The 18122-nt window shown below is 56.9% G+C and carries 14 protein-coding genes; 1 reads left to right on the top strand and 13 read right to left on the bottom strand.

Features of this window, described 5'->3' with window-relative positions; translation table 11 throughout:
- Positions 1–4 precede the first annotated feature (4 nt).
- Positions 5–2368, top strand: coding sequence for a peptidoglycan DD-metalloendopeptidase family protein (locus tag BCF46_RS18535; protein WP_121028062.1), 2364 nt, complete (start codon positions 5–7; stop codon positions 2366–2368).
- A 13-nt stretch (positions 2369–2381) separates the two neighbouring features.
- Here BCF46_RS18535 and tssH read toward each other — a convergent pair whose 3' ends face one another.
- From tssH to BCF46_RS18470, 13 genes are all read right to left on the bottom strand, one after another.
- Positions 2382–5165, bottom strand: a complete 2784-nt coding sequence (gene tssH, locus BCF46_RS18530; protein WP_121028060.1) for a type VI secretion system ATPase TssH — start codon at positions 5163–5165, stop codon at positions 2382–2384.
- A 31-nt stretch (positions 5166–5196) separates the two neighbouring features.
- The gene (tssG, locus tag BCF46_RS18525; RefSeq protein WP_121028058.1) at positions 5197–6288 is read right to left on the bottom strand and encodes a type VI secretion system baseplate subunit TssG; all 1092 of its coding nucleotides are present in this window, start codon (positions 6286–6288) and stop codon (positions 5197–5199) included.
- A complete protein-coding gene (tssF, locus tag BCF46_RS18520; RefSeq protein ID WP_121028056.1) occupies positions 6285–8219 on the bottom strand; it encodes a type VI secretion system baseplate subunit TssF in 1935 nt (644 codons plus the stop codon). Before tssF ends, tssG begins: the two co-directional genes overlap by 4 nt.
- Entirely contained in the window at positions 8216–8731 is a 516-nt protein-coding gene (gene tssE, locus BCF46_RS18515; RefSeq protein ID WP_170157982.1) for a type VI secretion system baseplate subunit TssE, read from the bottom strand. The genes tssF and tssE overlap by 4 nt, the downstream gene beginning before the upstream one ends.
- A gap of 244 nt (positions 8732–8975) precedes the next feature.
- A complete protein-coding gene (locus BCF46_RS18510) occupies positions 8976–9485 on the bottom strand; it encodes an Hcp family type VI secretion system effector (protein WP_121028052.1) in 510 nt (169 codons plus the stop codon).
- Positions 9486–9541: 56 nt separating this feature from the next.
- The gene (gene tssC, locus BCF46_RS18505) at positions 9542–11032 is read right to left on the bottom strand and encodes a type VI secretion system contractile sheath large subunit (protein ID WP_121028050.1); all 1491 of its coding nucleotides are present in this window, start codon (positions 11030–11032) and stop codon (positions 9542–9544) included.
- A 63-nt stretch (positions 11033–11095) separates the two neighbouring features.
- Positions 11096–11614, bottom strand: coding sequence for a type VI secretion system contractile sheath small subunit (gene tssB, locus BCF46_RS18500; protein WP_121028047.1), 519 nt, complete (start codon positions 11612–11614; stop codon positions 11096–11098).
- A 132-nt stretch (positions 11615–11746) separates the two neighbouring features.
- Positions 11747–13090 carry a type VI secretion system protein TssA gene (locus BCF46_RS18495; RefSeq protein ID WP_121028044.1) on the bottom strand — a complete coding sequence of 448 codons (1344 nt, stop codon included), beginning with the start codon at positions 13088–13090 and terminating at the stop codon, positions 11747–11749.
- An 86-nt stretch (positions 13091–13176) separates the two neighbouring features.
- Entirely contained in the window at positions 13177–13698 is a 522-nt protein-coding gene (locus BCF46_RS18490; protein WP_121028041.1) for an OmpA family protein, read from the bottom strand.
- A 97-nt stretch (positions 13699–13795) separates the two neighbouring features.
- Positions 13796–14533, bottom strand: coding sequence for a vWA domain-containing protein (locus tag BCF46_RS18485; protein ID WP_245990272.1), 738 nt, complete (start codon positions 14531–14533; stop codon positions 13796–13798).
- A 3-nt stretch (positions 14534–14536) separates the two neighbouring features.
- Positions 14537–15796, bottom strand: a complete 1260-nt coding sequence (tagH, locus tag BCF46_RS18480; protein ID WP_121028036.1) for a type VI secretion system-associated FHA domain protein TagH — start codon at positions 15794–15796, stop codon at positions 14537–14539.
- Positions 15797–15885: 89 nt separating this feature from the next.
- Positions 15886–16506: a DUF6931 family protein gene (locus tag BCF46_RS18475; protein WP_147436021.1), complete on the bottom strand. Its 621-nt coding sequence runs from the start codon at positions 16504–16506 to the stop codon at positions 15886–15888.
- 235 nt (positions 16507–16741) lie between these two features.
- Positions 16742–17902, bottom strand: coding sequence for an acetate/propionate family kinase (locus tag BCF46_RS18470; protein ID WP_121028030.1), 1161 nt, complete (start codon positions 17900–17902; stop codon positions 16742–16744).
- Positions 17903–18122: the final 220 nt, after the last annotated feature.

Genomic DNA, 18122 nt, shown 5'->3' with positions numbered 1-18122 from the left:
GCCCATGGAAATCGACCCTCGGTTCAAACAAGCCAAGAAAAAGTCTTCGCGACGGAAATTCCGGCAGGAGCATGGCCCTGCCTTGCTGATTGGCAGTGGGGTTTTGGCGGTGATCGGTGTGATAGTTTGGATAGCGATGAGTGGCTTCATCACGATTTCCTCCCCTCCTGAAAACCTTGCGCTGACGGACGAGGAACTGACCGAAAACCTTGAAGAGTTGGGGGAGGATATCGAGGAAGATATCACCGCCACGTCAACGGCGGATACCTTGGCCTACGCGTCTGCGTTTATTGATGTCGCGGGTGACCCAATGGTGTTGCGCTTCGACGCAAGTTTGGCCACCAAGGCGCGGCCGTTGCCCAGCCACCCTGATTTGCCATTGGTACGCGTCGGGCAATTCGCCGTCGACACATTGGTTTTGGTGCAGGACGACATGATTACCCGTCAAGAGACACTGATCACCACGTTGCCCTCGAGCCGTGAGGAATTTGCCTTCTTTCAGGCTCAACGCACTCAGTCTCAAACGTCGAGCGTTGTCAGACCAGTCAACTTTGACGTGCCTGACCTTGAAGATGCTCCGGTCGATGTGGGCAGCCTTGAGGGCGACAGTTGGGGCGAAAGCGTCGATGGCGAGGATGCTAGCGCAGATACCTACACTCAAACCGTAATCGAGAACACCACGAGCCTGACGATTGTGAAGCGGGAGGACAAGCGGGTGCTTGGCTATAACGACCTGTTTTTGCGCCTCAAGGACAATCGTGCGTTGGTTGATGTCCTGAGTGACAACGATTTCGACCCGGACGCGGCCAAAACCTTTCAGGAAAAAGGTGCGGTGCATATTGCGGAACTGCTGGAACTACCTGCGGACTACGTGTTGGCTGTCAGGTCCATTCCGGGCAGCAATGGTGCGCGGCCCGTCCAGATATCAGTTTACACTCGTGATACCTATATCGGTTCCGTCGCTTTGGAAGACGACGGCAGCGTGGTGCAGGCGGCAGACCCATGGGTGCAGGACGAACTGTTTTCCTATGCAGACGAGAACACCAATACCGGCGCAGTTTCCGCCCGCAAATACCGCCTGCTGGATGCGTTCTATTCTGCCGCAATCCGAAATGGCGTGCCGACCTCGGTTGTTGGCGAAAGCATCGTACTTCTGAGCCAAGACAACGATCTTGAAGCTTTTGCCACGACAGGTGACCGGATGACGCTGCTATATGCACGAGAACCGGGGCCGAATGGTGCAGGGCCAGGTCAGGTGCTTTTCGCGTCCATTGAAGGCCCGTCCGGCGACAAGATCTGCTATGTCGCGCAGGTGCCGGGCGAGGGGTTCAAGTGCTTCACTGAAAAGGGGATAGCCGGATCGTTTGGAGGGGGTGCTAACGGCATGGTGACCCCTGTTTCAGGTGTATTGACCTCGCCTTTCGGGCCTCGCTTCCATCCGATTTTGAAGAAAGTGAAAGTGCATCACGGGGTCGATTGGGCCGCTCCTACTGGCACCCCCATTTTGGCGGCATTTGACGGACGGGTCAGTTTTGCAGGAAATGGTGGAGGATACGGCAATGTCATTAAAGTCGCCCATGCGGGCGGGCGAGAGACGCGATATGCGCACATGTCCAAATTCTCACCGTTGGGGAAGGTCGGCACGGTGGTACGCGCTGGCGATGTGATAGGTTTCGTCGGGACGACAGGTCGATCCACCGGACCACATTTGCACTTCGAGCTGCGCGAACGCGGTCAAAGCATGGACCCCTTTACGGCACCGCCACCCGGGGCCGCTCCGATCACTATGGCATCCGCATCTAACGCGGTTGAAAGTTTGGTTAACCAGATTATCCGCGTCGAAAGCGCGGGCAATGCGACTGCCAAGAACACGCGGTCGTCTGCTACTGGGTTGGGGCAATTCATCTCCAGCACGTGGATCAGGATGATGCGGACGTATCGCCCCGATCTTGCCGCAACCATGAGCCGTGAGGAGCTGCTGAAGCTGCGTTTTGATCCAACGCTCAGTCGTGAGATGGTCACCAATCTGGCACGGGAAGGCGAAGCATATCTGCGCGCGCGTGGCCATGCGATCAGCGCGGGGCGGCTATATTTGGCTCACTTTCTTGGGGCTGAGGGCGCGCATGTGGCGCTCAGCGCGCAGGATGATGCGTTGATTTTGAACGTGATGGGGGCAGGTGTGGTCAAGGCTAACCCTTTCCTCAAGGGACGGAACATTGCGTGGGTAAAAAATTGGGCCGAGCGCAAAATGAACCGCAAGGGCGGGCCGCTGGCAATTACCAACGCCGCTCCTGTTGTCGCGCGCATTCCGCCGGAAGTCGCCGCTTATAAGAAGGCAATCAAGGCCGTGTTGGAAATGGCGGGCTAACCGCCATCTTCCGTTACGCGAAATTGTATTCGAATGCGCCGTCTTTCAGCGTCACCTCGACCGCGCTGATCTCCTTGCCAGCCACCATCTTCGACAAAACCTCGCGCGACAAGTCGGGCAGGATCGAGTTGGTGATGATGTTGTCGACCATACGTCCACCGCTATCGGGGTCGCGGCATTGATCGACGATATGGGCGATGACCTCGTCCGCATATGTCATAGTCGCGTTGTGGTTGGTCTTCATCCGCTTGACGATAGAGCCGAGCTTCAGTTTCGTGATACCCGTCAGCACCTCCGCCGAAAGCGGGAAGTACGGGATATTGACGATGCGGCCAAGCAGCGCGGGCGGGAACACGGATTGAAGCGCGGGCTTCATGGCTTCCTCCAGCGCCTCAAGATCGGGGTTCGCTTCGCCGCTTTTTGTCACGTCCATGATCGCATCGGTGCCGACGTTGGACGTCAGCAAGATCAGGGTGTTCTTGAAGTCGATGGAACGACCCGTGCCGTCCTCCATGATGCCTTTGTCGAACACTTGGAAGAACAGCTCGTGCACGTCGGAGTGCGCTTTCTCGACCTCGTCCAGCAACACGACCGAATAGGGCTTGCGCCGCACCGCTTCGGTCAGACGACCACCTTCGCCATATCCAACATACCCCGGAGGTGCGCCTTTCAGAAGCGATACGGAATGGGCTTCTTGGAACTCGGACATGTTGATGGTGATGATGTTCTGCTCACCGCCATAAAGACTTTCTGCCAGCGCCAGCGCGGTTTCCGTTTTACCGACACCCGACGGACCACAGAGCATAAACACACCGATAGGTTTGTTCGGGTTGGCCAGTTTCGCGCGGCTGGTCTCGATGCGTTTCGAGATCATTTGCAATCCGTGATCCTGCCCGATGACGCGCTCTTTCAGGCGGTCGGCAAGGGTCAGGATGGCCTGCAATTCGTCCGTCACCATGCGGCCGGCGGGGATGCCGGTCCAGTCGGAAATCACAGACGCCACCGCCTGCTCGTCCACGTGGGCGTAAACCATGCGGTCGTCAGGATCGCCCGCTTCCAGCTCGGTGATTTTGGCGTGCATGGCAAGGCGCACGGCTTCGGGATCTTCCTCGGCCTCTGCAATCGCGTCTTTTGCTTCCTCCGTCAGCGGAACCGGTTCGTCATCTTCAGGCGGTTGCTCGTTGTCGGCGGAGGGCAGGTCTTCACCTTCGGCCTCCTCGCCGATTTTCGGCGCGTCTTCCGGAGTCAGTACTTCTTCGCCCGCAGGTTTCAGATTCTGGCGCAGGTCCAGTATTTCGTCGACCAGCACTTTTTCCTTGGCGTATTTCTCTTCCAAGATCACCAATTCTTCTTCGGCCTTGGCCTTCTCGATTTCCGCCTCTTTGATGCGGTCTTCGTTCTCTTCGCCCAAGTCACGCTGCGCGGTTTTGGCACCAATCTCGGACACAAGCGCCGCGATGGTTTCTTTCAAATCCGCCAAGCGGGCAGGGGTGGAGGATTGCGAAATCGCCACCCGCGCACAGGCGGTATCCAGCAAGGACACCGCCTTGTCGGGCAGTTGGCGCGACGGGATGTAGCGGTGCGACAAGGACACGGCAGCCACAATGGCCTCGTCGGAAATCCGCACGCCGTGGTGGTCTTCCATCGGCTTCATAATGCCGCGCATCATGTAGCAGCATTGCCCGACGCCGGGCTCTTCGACGTTCACTGGCTGGAAGCGACGGGTCAGGGCGGGGTCTTTTTCAAAGTGGGTCCGGTATTCTGCAAAAGTCGTCGCCCCAATGGTACGCAAAGTCCCGCGCGCCAACGCAGGCTTCAGCAAGTTGGCCGCATCCCCGGTGCCGGCAGCACCACCAGCACCAATCAAGGTATGCGCCTCGTCGATGAACAAAATAATCGGCGTAGGGGACGCTTGCACTTGGTCGATAACCGATCGCAACCGCTGCTCGAACTCGCCCTTCATGGAGGCACCCGCTTGCATCAACCCAATGTCGAGTGCGTGCAGCCGCGTGCCTTGCAGCTTTGGCGGCACATCGCCAGAGGCCAGTCGTTGGGCAAAGCCCTCGACCACGGCAGTCTTACCAACACCCGCTTCGCCTGTCAGAATCGGGTTGTTCTGGCGGCGGCGCAAAAGAACATCAACGATTTGGCGTATTTCTTCGTCACGACCAACGATAGGGTCCATTTTTCCGGACGCCGCATCCGCCGTCATGTCGATGGAGAAGCGGTCCAACGCAGTTGTCCCGCCTGCGCCGGTTTCGCCAGCCGCGCCACCCGAAGGCGCAACAAGGCCAGAGCCATCCATTGGACGCATGTCTTCTTCATCAGACTCGGCCCAAGCGGAACGTGCCTCGGATACCAAAGACTCCACGTTAAGTTTCTGAAACACAGGCGAGCATTGAAACAACGCGCGCTTCAGCTCTGTTGATTTCAGGCAGGCGACCAAGGCATGACCGGTGCGAATTTGGGTTTCGGAGAACAGCAACGTGGAATAGTGCCAGCCGCGATCAAGCAGATCGGTTACATGGTCGGACACTGATGGCATCTCGGTGGCGTTCTTGCGCATGCCGTCGATAACCGCGCCAAGATCCTTGAGCACCTGACCACGATCCAGCTTGAAATGGTTCAGCGTTTTCGAGATGTCGGAATTCTTGTTCGACACTACATGAAACAGCCAGTGGGCTAATTCTACATGACGGTTACCCTCGCCCTTTGCATGGCGCAGCGATTGTACGAACGCGTCATAGCCAACCCGATTGAGTTTTCCGGCCACGGTTTCCATTGAAATGTCACTCATAATATTATCCCTGCTGTCGGTAATAAATTTTTCACGCCGCGGTTTTTGCCGGGGCCCGGTCGGTTGAGAACTGCGCCGCCTGAACATAGCGTCGAGGCTCATCGTCTTTGGGGATGCCGGGTTTTATCCAACCCGTCCATCCAAGCGCGGTTTGGTCACCCAACTTTGCTGCTGGAACCTGATCCGCGGGCAGGGACAGGGACACGTCTACTTCGACGGTCACACCCAGATACCAGAGGATGATGTCAGTCAGGCGAGTGAAGTTGTCGCCGCCTGGCAAGTAGCTGCGGTATTGTTTAAGGCTTTCAGTGCGCACATGGATGCAGATTTTTTCGTTCACCGCCGGCACGCGACTGCCCAGATGCACGGTTTGTCCCAGATGACTGCCACCAACGCCGATGCGGGTCAAATCTTGTGGCTCGAAACTCATCCAGCTTGGAACGTGTTCTTCAATTTTAATATGAACCTTGAGTAGCAATTCCAGCATCTGACGCAAACGAACTGCTGACTTTATTCGCCCCGAAAACAGTGCGATTAAAGGCAATTTGGCGACATCCGGCACGTGATCGCGATCTTGAAAAGCAGGCGTTCCGAGACCTGCAAGCGACCCGACATAGGCCTGAAAGCGATCACCTGTCGGGTGGTCGAACTGCGCAATCGGGCGCGCGTCAGCCCACGCGCGATAGAACAGCTGCAAGAATCGGTTCGCAAAAATATCGGTAAACCGTGCGAAGCTGGAGTCGCGAGCATTCAGCCAGCCATGCACTTCAGCAGTGGTGTTCAGCGGCAACGCGCCTTGCGGGCCGTAGAAGCCCAAAAACTTGGAGTTTAGCCGCGCGGGCTTCCCGCCGGGTTGCTCCTCAAACGCGGTGATGTTGGATGCAGGAAAGTCCATAAACGGATCTTGGCCAAGAGAGACAACTTCTTCCTTGATCGTCGCATTTTGCCCGATGCGCGGCTTGTCGGGATAGGTTCGCTCCATCTCGCGCAACGCCGCGAGAAAGCCAAAGCGCCACGGTGTCGCGTTCAACATGGCCCTACGCGACAGACCCTCGAAATCCTTGGCCGATGGAGCAGGCGGACCCATCGCTTGGGGCTTTTTCTTTTTGGGGCCTTTAGTCATAGCAGCGGGCCAGAGCCCGAACGCGGCGGCCAGCTTTTTACCTCGCCACGTTGCTGCGAAACGATGACGGTCTGGGTGAAGCTGTTTATCGCAGAATAATCCGCAAAGAAGCGGTCCAGAATGGCCCCCAGATACATGATGCCGGAACCTTCATAGCCGCGTTCATCAAAGGTCACGCGCACCTCAATGCCGCGCGCCGCGTGATAGCCCCCATCACGTTTGACCGACCGCACGACCGGACGCGTCTCGATACCCTTGATCGCCTGTAGCTGCTTTTCTGTGACCTTATTTGTCAGGTCAGAAAACAGCTGCAACATCTCGCGCAAACCCGCCGCCTGATCGCGGCTGCCGCGGTCTGACAGGCCGAACTGGTTTAGCGACAAATGGCTCACAAGCCGCCAATACACATCGCCAGACCGTGTTCGGTGGGGCGCATCGCTTTCCAGCTCTGCCACGGCTTCACGAGGTGCTGTTGGGCCCGCAATACAGCTCAGGTTGACGGTTAAATCATCGTTAAGGTTAAAGTCGGTACCCTTCTGGTTCAGCGGCAAATACTCGGGCAAGTGACGGTTGGAGCATAGCGTCTTGACCTGTAAGCGGCGGACCCGTTGGTCGTCATCCAGACCTTCAGGCTCATAGATCGAAATGAACGTCTCAGTCCCTTTGTAATTATGCTGCACACCAAACCGCCGTTCGTTTTGAGTCAGACGGCGTTCCTTGCGGCTGTAGGTATAATATAGCGCCTCGCGCGGGTTAATTTGCTCGGCGGGCACGCCATATAGCGGATGCACGGGCACCTTTGTCGACACGCCGGTGTAATAGGCGAATACGTCGGTGATGCGGTGGACTTCATAATTCGATGAGGGGCTACTGTCGGGCGTGACAATATATTCATGGCGCAGCGGGTCGACCTTTACCTGAGACGAATTTTCCTCGAACAGGTTCACCGCAGGCACAGCAAACAGTGCGAAATGCTGCTTGCCCACGCGCGATGGAAGGGACGGTTTCACAGTGTTTAACTCGATAATCAGGTCAAATTCACTGGCTTCAATTCGTTTCAAAGCGGCATTGATGCCAGCCAGCCGGAAGCCGATGAATTTTTGCGGGAACAAAAATGCCTCGCGCAGGGTGGTGTATCCGCGAAACACGCGAATATCTTCGGGGAATAACGCCTCGTCATCATCGAACCCGATCTGCTCGATCACACTAGGATCAAGGCGAATGAAGGCCGCGTCGCCGTTGTTATCCAGATAGCGCAGGGTGATCCGGTTCACATTGCAAAACAGCTGTTCATATAGGGCAACGGTCTCGCTCATATCTCCGAGAAGGTGGATCGGAAGGCAATCGACATCCAACTCCGACATCGGCCCTTCCGGCTTGTCGGGGTCTTCCATCGACGGTCGCATAAAGCTGATCTTCAACCCGCCAGCAGTACCAGAGGCAACGTCAAACCCAAGTGCCTGAAGCGGCGCGGGGCCATCCAGATAAGCAGCATCCGCGATTTTCAGCGGCCATAATTCCAGCGGCGCAGATAGGCGAAAGCGGGCGGAAATCCGTTTCTCACGGTCAACATAACGCGCATCCATATAAGAGCCCGGTGGGAAAGACATCCCATCCACAAGCTCTTGGTTGTCATAGGGCGGGCTGGCTTGCACCAGCATCGCAGCGGGCGTTGGGGCCAACATGTCGGGCAAAAGCTGTTCAAGCAACTCGTTGGTAAACGTGCGGAATTCTTGTTGCATTTTCAACTGAACGCGGGCGGCCATAAAGGCAGTACCTTCCAGAAGGCCCGCCACAGCAGGGTCCATGTTGTCTTGCACCAAACCGCCAAGCCGCTCGGCAATACCCGGATAATCGGCAGCAAAATCCTGGCTGCGCTCATAAAGCAGCGCCAGCTCACGCTCATACGCGTCAAGGAAAGCCTTCTTCATCGGTTAACTTTCAATTTAGCGAGACTGACCTTTCCGCCACCCACGTCAATCTCGGCCACGAATTCCAACGGGACATCCACGGGGTTGGAGGCAAGGTCTGCTGCGATGTCAAATGCCAGCTTCTGGCTCAAGTCTTTATCCTGATCGCGCATTGTCACTTCGATAGTCTCGGGGATAAGGCGCGGTTCATGATCGATCAACGCTTGACGCAAGCGGCGCTCCAAGTGACCGCGATCTTCCGAGTTGGAGGACATGTTGGCCATGTCGTCCATGCCGAAGTTAAGCACAGACCTGCCCACATATTTGTGTTTGCTCACATCCAGCGCCGCATCGAGCCGGATAGTATGCATCAAGTTAGAAAGATCTTCGTTGAGGTGAGCCTTGAGCGTGCCTTGATCTGAGCCCGACCGGCGTGCAATGACGCGCTGGTTGATCTCACGCTCGCCCTCTTTGTAGGTCGCACCGTCCGATTTTGCGTCTTTCTTCCCAACGGCGTCACGAAAAACATGCATCAGCGAAATTTGATTTTGCTGGGTAGATTTGCGTTTGGATTTGGGTGGAGACGTCTTCATCGGGCGGGCCACACTCTGGTGATGTTCATGTCAGACCATCGCTCGGAGGGAACACTGCGGCACGCTGGGCAACATGCCTCCAGCTGCGGTCCGCGGGAGAGACAGGGCCGCCGCGCAAGATATTCGCGGCGTACCCCAATTCGTTTTGCAAAAGTGGTGGCCCGCAAAGACCACCAGTCTAGACTTAGCTTGGAACTGTTTGGCCAGTGTAGACTTTGTTTTCTGCGATATCCCAGCCAGCAGTCGTCTCGCCAGCAGATACACCTTTGTCGTCTTGCATCGTGTACACGATGTTAAACGCGCGGAAGTTCAGCGTCAGGTTCTCTTCGATCCGGTCGAGACCATCCTTGGAGCCGCCAGTGTTATAGCTGGAGACGATGATCATTTCCATGAACAGCTTGAAGTATTCGATCGGAGCGTCGCCACCGGATTTACGAACGGTCAGCAGGCCGTTGTCGATATGTTTGCCGGATGTACATTTGTTGATCAGGTCGTTGGAGGACTTGTCCACATACTTAACGATGTTGATGTCCTGCACGTCGACTTTACCGCCGCCACCGCCGCCGCCCATGTGGGTGGTACCGGATTGAGTCATGCCGAGGCCCCAGTTCAGCACATCGATCTCGTTTGCGTGTGCGGAATCCTGCGATTCGCCTTTGATGTCAGTCAGTTTGAGAAAAATATCGACAGCCATTTGGCTTCTCCTTCAATTACAATAAAACCAGTAGGAAATTTCGCTAATGAAATTCTTTATTTCCCACCGGGTAGTTTAGACACCAGGCTCATCCCGATGTCCATTCCTTCCATTTGGAAGTGTGGTTTGAGGAAGAATTTACCCATGTAGTAGCCAGGGTTTTCCTCGTCCTCAATAACTTGAACCTTCGCCCCTGCGAGCGGCTTGAGAGCCTTTTCGGCCTCCGTCGCGTTGTCAGGGTTGAGGTGGACGTATTTCATAATCCAGCTTTGCAGCTCGTTTTCGATCTGAGCGCGCGAGCGGGACATACCGATCTGGTCGCGCACCATGCATTTCAGGTAGTGGCTGAAACGGGACACGGCAAAGATGTAGGGCAAACGGGCGGACATGTTGTCCGACGCAGTTGCTTCTTCGTCTTTGTAAACCTTCGGCTTGTAAATCGACTGAGCGCCTATGAAGGCCGCTTTGTCGGTGTTTTTGCGGTGCACCAGCCCGATCAGGCCAGCTTTGGTCAGCTCACCTTCACGACGGTCGCTGATCGCAATTTCGGTAGGGCATTTCAGATCTGTGGTTCCGTCACCAGTATCGAACGTGTGCGACGGCAGGTTGATCACCTCACCACCAGACTGAACGCCACGGATCTGCACAGTCCAGCCATGCATTTTGTGTGCACGGTTAATGTTGGCCGCCATAGCGTGGGCGGCGTTCATCCAAGCATACTGAGTACCATCGTGACCGTCGGTGTCTTCCTCAAAGTTAAACTCGTCCACCGGCAACGAGTTCTGGCCGTAGGGTTCGCGCGACAAAACGCGCGGCATGGTCAGGCCGATATAGCGGGAGTTTTCACTATCGCGCAGCGAATTCCATGCTGCATAGTCCGGGGTGTCGAACACAGTGGACAGATCGCGTGGGTTGTTCAACTCGTTCCAGCTGTCCATGCCCATCAATGTCGGTGCGACAGATGACAGGAACGGCGCCATAGAGGCGGCTGCGATTTTGCCTAAATCGCGCAGCAGACGCACGTCAGCCGAGGATTGGTCAAAGTAGAAATCACCAACAAGCGCGCCGTAAGGCTGTCCGCCAAGTTGCCCGAACTCATGTTCGTAGATTTGCTTGAAGATCGGCGATTGATCCCACTTGGCACCCGGGAAAGACCGCAACTCGCGCTCCAGCTCCGCTTTGGAGACGTTCATCACGTTGATCTTCAGCGACGCGTCAGTCTCGGAGTTGTTGACCGTGTAAGCCAGCCCGCGCCATGACGCTTCGATCTTTTGAAACTCTTCGTGGTGAATGATGGCGTTGACCTGCGCGCTCAGCTTTTCGTCAATAGCGGCGATCATTTGGTCGATCGTATCAATCACATCATCGGCGACAAGATCCTGATCTTGCATCGCAGTCGCCACTAGCGTGGTTACGGCGTTTTCAACTTCTTTGGCAGCAACGTCAGAGCGCGGCTTGAAGTTCTTTTTCAGAACATCGGAAAACTCGTCGAGCTCACTAAGAGCACCACCAGCTTGGGCGCCATCCTGTTGGGCTTCTGTCGCCATTGTCGTTCCCCTTAATTATTATTCAACCGCGCAGCATCACCGGCGCACGGCATCTTTTCTTAATTACTCTTCGGCGTCGTCAGCTTTGGGCGTACGTTCGGCCAAGGCTGCCATCAGTTCCGGGTCTTCCAGCAGCGCCTTCATCTGATCTTGCGCAGCGGATTTGCCATTCATGTAACGCTGCAGGTTAGCCAACTGGGTGCGGGCCTCCAGCAGTTTGGCAAGGGCAGGAACCTGACGGGCGACTTCGCCGGGGCTAAGGTCTTCCATCTTCTTGAAGTTGAGGTTCACGCTAAGCTTGCTATCGGAGTCCGCCTCAAGCGCGTTTTCAACCTGCATGGCGATGCCAGGCGACACAGAGTCCATATAATCGTCAAGGCTGTCTTGATCGACCCGCGTAAATTCACGCTCGGATACCGGTGGCTTCTCAACCTCGGATGCGTTGCCGCTCAGGTCGGACATAATGCCCATAACGAACGGCAATTCGACCATTTTGTCGGATTCATAAGGATCAGCGTATGAGATGTTTACCCGTGGCGGGCGGTTGCGCTTGATAAAACCAGTCGCTGAATCTGAGGCCATATTTCCTCTCCCTAAAATCTACGCGATAAGAAAGCCTTAATCACCTTTTGCTGTCAACGCATTTAGGCGATTATTCACTCTATCTTCACAATCAATTCGCATTAAACCCGCAGAAGTGCCCTTGGGTCAGTGTTATTCGCTCTGACCTTCCGGTGAGGGCATCAATTCCTTAACAATAGCATGAAAATCTTTATCCAAAAACCCGCGTGCTTTCAACAAAAGTATCGGGATCGGGCTCACCGGCTCGCTACGGCGGTAGAAATCTTCCACCGCTTTGATGACTGACGCCGCATCAGGGCGCGTGCTTACCATGTCGGGGACTTGGCCTTCTGCCTCGCTTGGATCAGGCCCTGCCGCCGCCCGCATTTCGCCCGATAAGGCGCGCAGCCGGTCCATCGAAATCACAAATCCTGTTTCCGCGCCAAAGTCGATTTTCGCTTGGCCGGAATGGTCCGGCAACAAGGTGTCCAATGCCTCTACCAGCGGTTTGCCGATGAGCAATCGCGCCTGCGTGACCAATAGCAAAGCCGCCGCCGACGGCTCTTTCGTCGCGAAATATTGCTCCACCACTTCCAAGGCCGCGCGGGCGGCGGCGTGGGTGGGAATGACAACCGGACCTGACAGTGTCGACACCTGTGCCGGGATCGCCGTGTCGACATCACTGGTGACTTCATCACCGGGCAGCGCGTCGTCCTCACCGTGCCCAACCTCGTCCTCGGCACTAGAGCCGCCCAGATCAGGGCGGGCTTGCGCGACAAGATCCAGAAGCTCACCTAGGCGCGCATCTAGCTTTTCGATATCGGGCGTGAACGGACTATCTTCCTGCGCGTTGGACACCGCAATGATCCGCGCAATCGCGCTTTTGGCAGCGGTCAGCTTTTCGTGCGTCTTGTCCACGTCTTTCTGGTTCGCGTCATTACTAAGCGCTGCGAGCAAGACTCCAGCGTCACCGGCCTCTTCATCCTCACGTGGCTCAACCTGACCAGTGGCCAGAAGGTACATGCGTTGGTTGACCACGCCGGCGCGGCGGTCTTCGACCAGCGGTGCGTATTGCAGCGGCATGGTCACCGTGGCCAGTGTGTTCAACTCTTCCAGCGCATTACGCCGCTCGTTATTGTCGCCGTTCACTTGCGGATGAACGTCCGCCGGATAGGCGTCCAGCACATCAGCCATTGCTGTGAACGCATCGCAAAACCCGTGCAGCCGACCGGCCAAAATCTGGAACCGCGCTTGAATACCCAGCAGCCGCAAATCACGGGTGCGTTTGAGCAAGGCCTCGATTTTCTTTTCCTCGGCCTTGAAATCTATCGACTTGGGATCAAACAACTCCTCACGAACGAGGTCGTAATATTTGGTTGGCATCCGCTCCGGTGCCTCGAAAAAATAATCCAGAAAATCCGGATCATCCTCAATCAGCAGGTCCGCGCCGCAAGGCGCGTCGGGCGAGATAGGGTCAGTGATCTTATCGTAATTCATGCGAAGTCCTGAAATGCCAACGGCCACCCACCCCTACAACAGGGCGGGTGGCCGTTTGTGTCAAGTCGTAGCTAACTCAAATCCGCTTAGCGCAGGTCGATACGCAGCTCGACCCGACGATTTTCCGGGTCAAACTCGTCTGCGACGCGTGGTTGCGATTTACCAAGGCCAATGGCCGACAGGCGTTCTTCCGAGATGTTCTGATTGGTCAGAAATTTGGACACCGCAGCAGCGCGAGCTTCAGACAAATCCAGATTGTACCCTTCGGAGCCCCGCGCATCGGTATGACCCTCAACAACGAAGCGCGCAATTTCCAGACGCTCGTCCTGCATCATGCGCGCGAAGACCTTCAGGCTATCCTGTGCTTCTGCGGTCAGGTCAGCCGAGTCCAACTCGAAGTTTATTCGCATATCCAATCCTTGCGGGACGGATGGCGTTGCCTCGGTATCGCATTCTTGCGCGGTGCCGATACAAATGCCACGCGTGGCACCCATGTCGATTGAACTAATGAAAAAATCGACCAACTCTTCGGTTGTGTATTCTGTGTCAGCAGAAGCTGGCGCAGACAATGCTACAAGCACAGCGGCAGTCGTAAGAAGACGCTTCATGATAACACCCTTCAATAAAATACTAGGTAAAGCATAGGGACCAGCTTCCCTACGGTCAATGAGACGGCGCTGAACACTATGTTTCCAAAGTACGAATTCACGTTCGTGAACGAAGTGTGACCAAGGGCGCCAAACGCCCGATCACCGCACATCCCAAGCTGCTATTCAGCGCCTCCGCCAGCTCGTCGACCGTTTCTGCCGGATAATATCGCCCGCCGGTCCGTGTCGCCAAGCACTCCGCCACGGTCCCATCGGTAAAGCCGGCTTGTTCGGGACTGTCCCAACTAAAGAAATCGCTACGCACCTTGAAGCCGATCACATGCACAATCAGGTCCTCGCCCTGTGATGCCAACTGTTCCCCCAGCTGGCATGGCGTGCCACCGCAGGTTTCATTGCCGTCGGTGACCAGCACCACAACACCCGGGCGTGTGCGGTAATCCAATGCTTCCGCGGCCGCCTCCACTGCGGCTGACAGCGGCGTCATCCCATCAGGCTGCAAAGCGTCCACCGCATCGACGATTGGTGCCGCCGCATTCGCACGCGGCCCGAAGCGCAGATCAATGTTTGAGCAGCTGTCCCCCTCGCCAGGCCCGTAGACCAGCAAGCCCACGCGGCGATACGGGGTGATCTGCGGAATGGCCCGGCGCACCGCGCGTCGGGCTTCGAAAATGCGCGGCTCGTCCAAGGTGTTAAAGCCCATCTCCGACATGGAGCCCGAGCCATCGAACACGATCATCGCGTCCTCGGTGCAGTTAATTTCGGCGTAACTTGTGATAGGTGTCAGCGCCAAGAGCGTTGCCAGACTGGCGGCGGGTATGACCTTCAACCCGCCCATTCCCTATCGCCCGCCACTGGCCTTGATCGAGGCGTCGTAGGCCTCCGCAAAATAGGTAAGGAACACGTCGAGCATCCCGTTCTCGTAGGGGTGGGTCTTGGCGTCCCACCGTTCCACGAACACGTCCCAGTTGCGGGTCTTTTTGCCACCGCCCACGACCGCTAATTTGCTTGCCGCACCGCCAGTGCGTTTCTCGATTGCCTCAGGCGACAGATCTTCCAGCAGTCGCGCCAATGCCGGTTGGATGGCAGAGTACACCGCCGTCTGATGGCGCTTGATGTCGCCGAACGCCTCGACCAGCGTCGACGTGCCGTTCAGATAACCCGGACGCGGATTGATATACATAACATCCATCGCCTGAATGGCGTCGGGCATGAACTTCAGCGGGTTGTTGTCGGTCTGCCCCATCATGGTCCGCGAGCCGCTTTTGACAAATTGCTTGGTCGCAGCGCGTGCACCAAGCAGAGCCTTCAATTCTTCAGTGGTGACGCGCAAGGACTGCCCCAGCTCGTGCGCCAGTTCCATCGGGTCTTTCGCGGGCAGGTTCTGCATCGGCAGGCCCGCCCCCTCGCAAAACGCCCGCAACATCGCATCCGCGCTCGGACCGGTTGGTGCGGCGGCTGGCGGCGGGGGGCGTTGTGGCGTTGCCGAGGAAAACCCCTCGGGTGCCGGAGCCGCAGGCGCGGGATTGGCCGGAGCAGCACCCGCGAAGGGCGACGCATCATTCGCCACCGGTGCCGGGATAGGAGGCGCAGGTGGCGGCGTCGGGGTCGGCGGGGGCGTTGGGTTGACGATGAAGTTATCGCCAAAATCACCACGCCAGGCGTTTTCTTCCACGGGTGTCACATTCACCGGCTCCGCCGGCCCGCCGCCCAAATTCCACGGGTCACCACCGGACGCGGCAGGGGCGTCAATTTCAGGTCCGCCCGCATCCCAGCCTGCAGCCGCGCCTTCCAGCACGACCACAATTATATAGTGACCCACCTGAAGCCGATCCATATGCGCCAGCTGGTAGGGGCTTTCCACCCGATGCGAATGGCCCTGCAAATAAGTCCCATTGGTCGAGGTGTCGTACAACCAGTAGACCCCGTTTTGAAACGTAACCTCGAAATGCTGGCTTGAGATGTGGCGGGCGGGGTCAGGCAGCGTCCAGTCCATCGCGCCGTCACGGCCAACGCTGACCCCACGTCCTTCGACGACAACCTCAAGCGGGCCGCCATCTTCCAGAAAGTCGTGGTTTTCAATTTTCAGGGTCAACTTCATCGGGGACAACCTTGAGCAAGTAACGGGTGATTAGTTCGGTGAGCGGGGTTCGCATGACGCGGCGCACTGTTCACTAGATAGGATAGTTTTCAATCGCCGACCAGAGTTTGCGCGAGGGTGATAAACCGCGCAAGATTGATCGAGCGTTGCTGCAACCCCCCGCGCGCAAGGCACGATAGCACGCCCGCGTTAATCGCGCGCGGGGTGCTGAGATCAATAGGCTCGTCACGTCGCCCGCCGCCTGACGCCCCCGTCGCCAAGCCCAGCCAAACGCCCGGCGTCTTGGATGGAGCCTGCAAGGCAATATCGTAAATTTCGCGGCGATTGGCGTCGGACGGGTCGTGTGCCCAAGCGCCGATCAATTCCAACAACTGATGGTCAACAGGGGTCAAATGTTCGCGCATGGTGGTCACGCATTCATGCGCCCACCAAACCGCAATACGCGGCTGGAACGCGTAGGCCGCCATCGTCACCGCCTCTTCGGGTGTGGTCGAGGACCGCAGGCGGGCTAGCAGGAACGACACCGTTTCACCCTCGCGGGGCTGAAGCTGGATGTCTTCCTTAAGCTCTGGCACCATCGCATAGAGATCAGCCGCCAAGACCGTGCGCAGATTTGACGACGGCGGAACGGTGCGATCACCATCAATCAAGCCGTTGCGGGTTTCAGCGCTTGGGGTCTCGGTCATCATGCCAGCCACTCTGGCAGACATATGGGGAAATTCACAAACTGCATACAACGTCGCTTCAATAAAAATAAAAATCCGGCGATGGCCCATTCAAAGCCAAATGCTCCAGCCCGTCAATCTTCGCGTGATCACAGCTCGGCTTTCCTTAGGGTTTTGGCATATGAAAGGCCAAGCTGTCTCCGTTGGCATGCCGAAGACCCGCCAAAGGTAGTCGAGTCACCCCTGCTTGTCAGGAAGCCCTAAGACGACTTTCGCGTCCTTATCCGACAATGTCATGCATATGACCCACGATGACAGATTCCTCATCGGTGGGCAGCACACAGACCTGAACGCTACTCTCGGGCCTGCTAATCATCTCCTCGCCGGCAGCATTGGCGTCGGATGACAGCGATACACCCAACCAACCCAGATGCGCGCAAATACCTGACCGCACACGGGCAGAGTTCTCACCGATCCCCGCAGTAAACACCAAAGCATCCAAACCGCCGATACAGGGCAGCATGCGCGCCAGTTCTTGTGCCGCGCGCAGGCAAAACAGCTCAATCGCTTCGCTGGCTTCTGGGGCGGGGCTGTCTTGCAGCAATTGCATTGCATTGGACACACCGGACACTCCTAAAAGACCGGACTCCTTATATAACAAGGTCTCGATCTGCCCGATGGTCATCCCCAGACCCTGCTGCAAATACAGCAACACTCCGGGATCAAGGCTGCCGCAGCGACGCCCCATCACCAAACCGTCCAGCGCTGAAAACGCCATGGTCGTCGCCACGCTACGCCGCCCTGTCATCGCGCACATACTGGCCCCGTTGCCAAGATGCGCGACCACCACTCGACCATCCGCATTCTCACCCAAATGACGGGGCAGAATACGCGCGATGTACTCATAGGACAGCCCGTGGAAGCCGTAGCGGATCACGCCCTGATCCGTCAGCTTGCGCGGCAGGCCGAACATGCGGTTCAGCTTGGGCTGGCTGGCATGAAATCCGGTGTCAAAGCAGGCAACTTGCGGCAGGTCGGCCTTCCAGCCCCTTACCGCGCGAATGGCCGCCAGATTATGCGGCTGATGTGAGGGCGCCAGTGGCTCCAGTTCTGTTAGTTGCGCCAGAACATAATCGGTCACCAATACGGGCTTCGAGAAATTCCGCCCGCCATGCACAACGCGGTGGCCCACAGCCGTGACGTCGCCAAACTCCGGATGTGCTGTCAGCCAACCCAGAACCCGCTGCACCATTTCGTCATGGGTCGTGTCGGCGGTCAACTCGCCAAGCGCATCCGGCTGCGCACCCGTCGCGCTGAACTCAGGCGCACGCCTGATCCCCGAGACTTTGCCTTTCAGAACCGGCTTGTCGCCTTTGGCCATGTAGGCCGCAAATTTCAGGCTGGAGGAGCCTGCATTCATCACAAGTTGGACGTCGGACATGATCGTAGGTTTCCTCGCGTTGCGAATTTATGCGCTGGCTCAAGGGGTAGCCGGACAAATCCGCAGCGGCAACCGTCGTTAATTGTTAACATAATGCTAATTACGGGGCGTGCAGAGCTCGCACGGGTGGATTCACAAACGAAGTGCAAATTCTGTATCAAAACAGAACCTTGCATGGAGAATGACAAATGGGAAGCTGTTACCCTCACCTGAGTTTGGA

Source organism: Litoreibacter meonggei (assembly GCF_003663885.1).
GTDB classification, from domain to species: Bacteria; Pseudomonadota; Alphaproteobacteria; order Rhodobacterales; family Rhodobacteraceae; genus Litoreibacter; species Litoreibacter meonggei.
The sequence above is the reverse complement of the archived record's forward strand: the minus strand, read 5'-3'. Positions and strand labels throughout refer to the sequence as shown.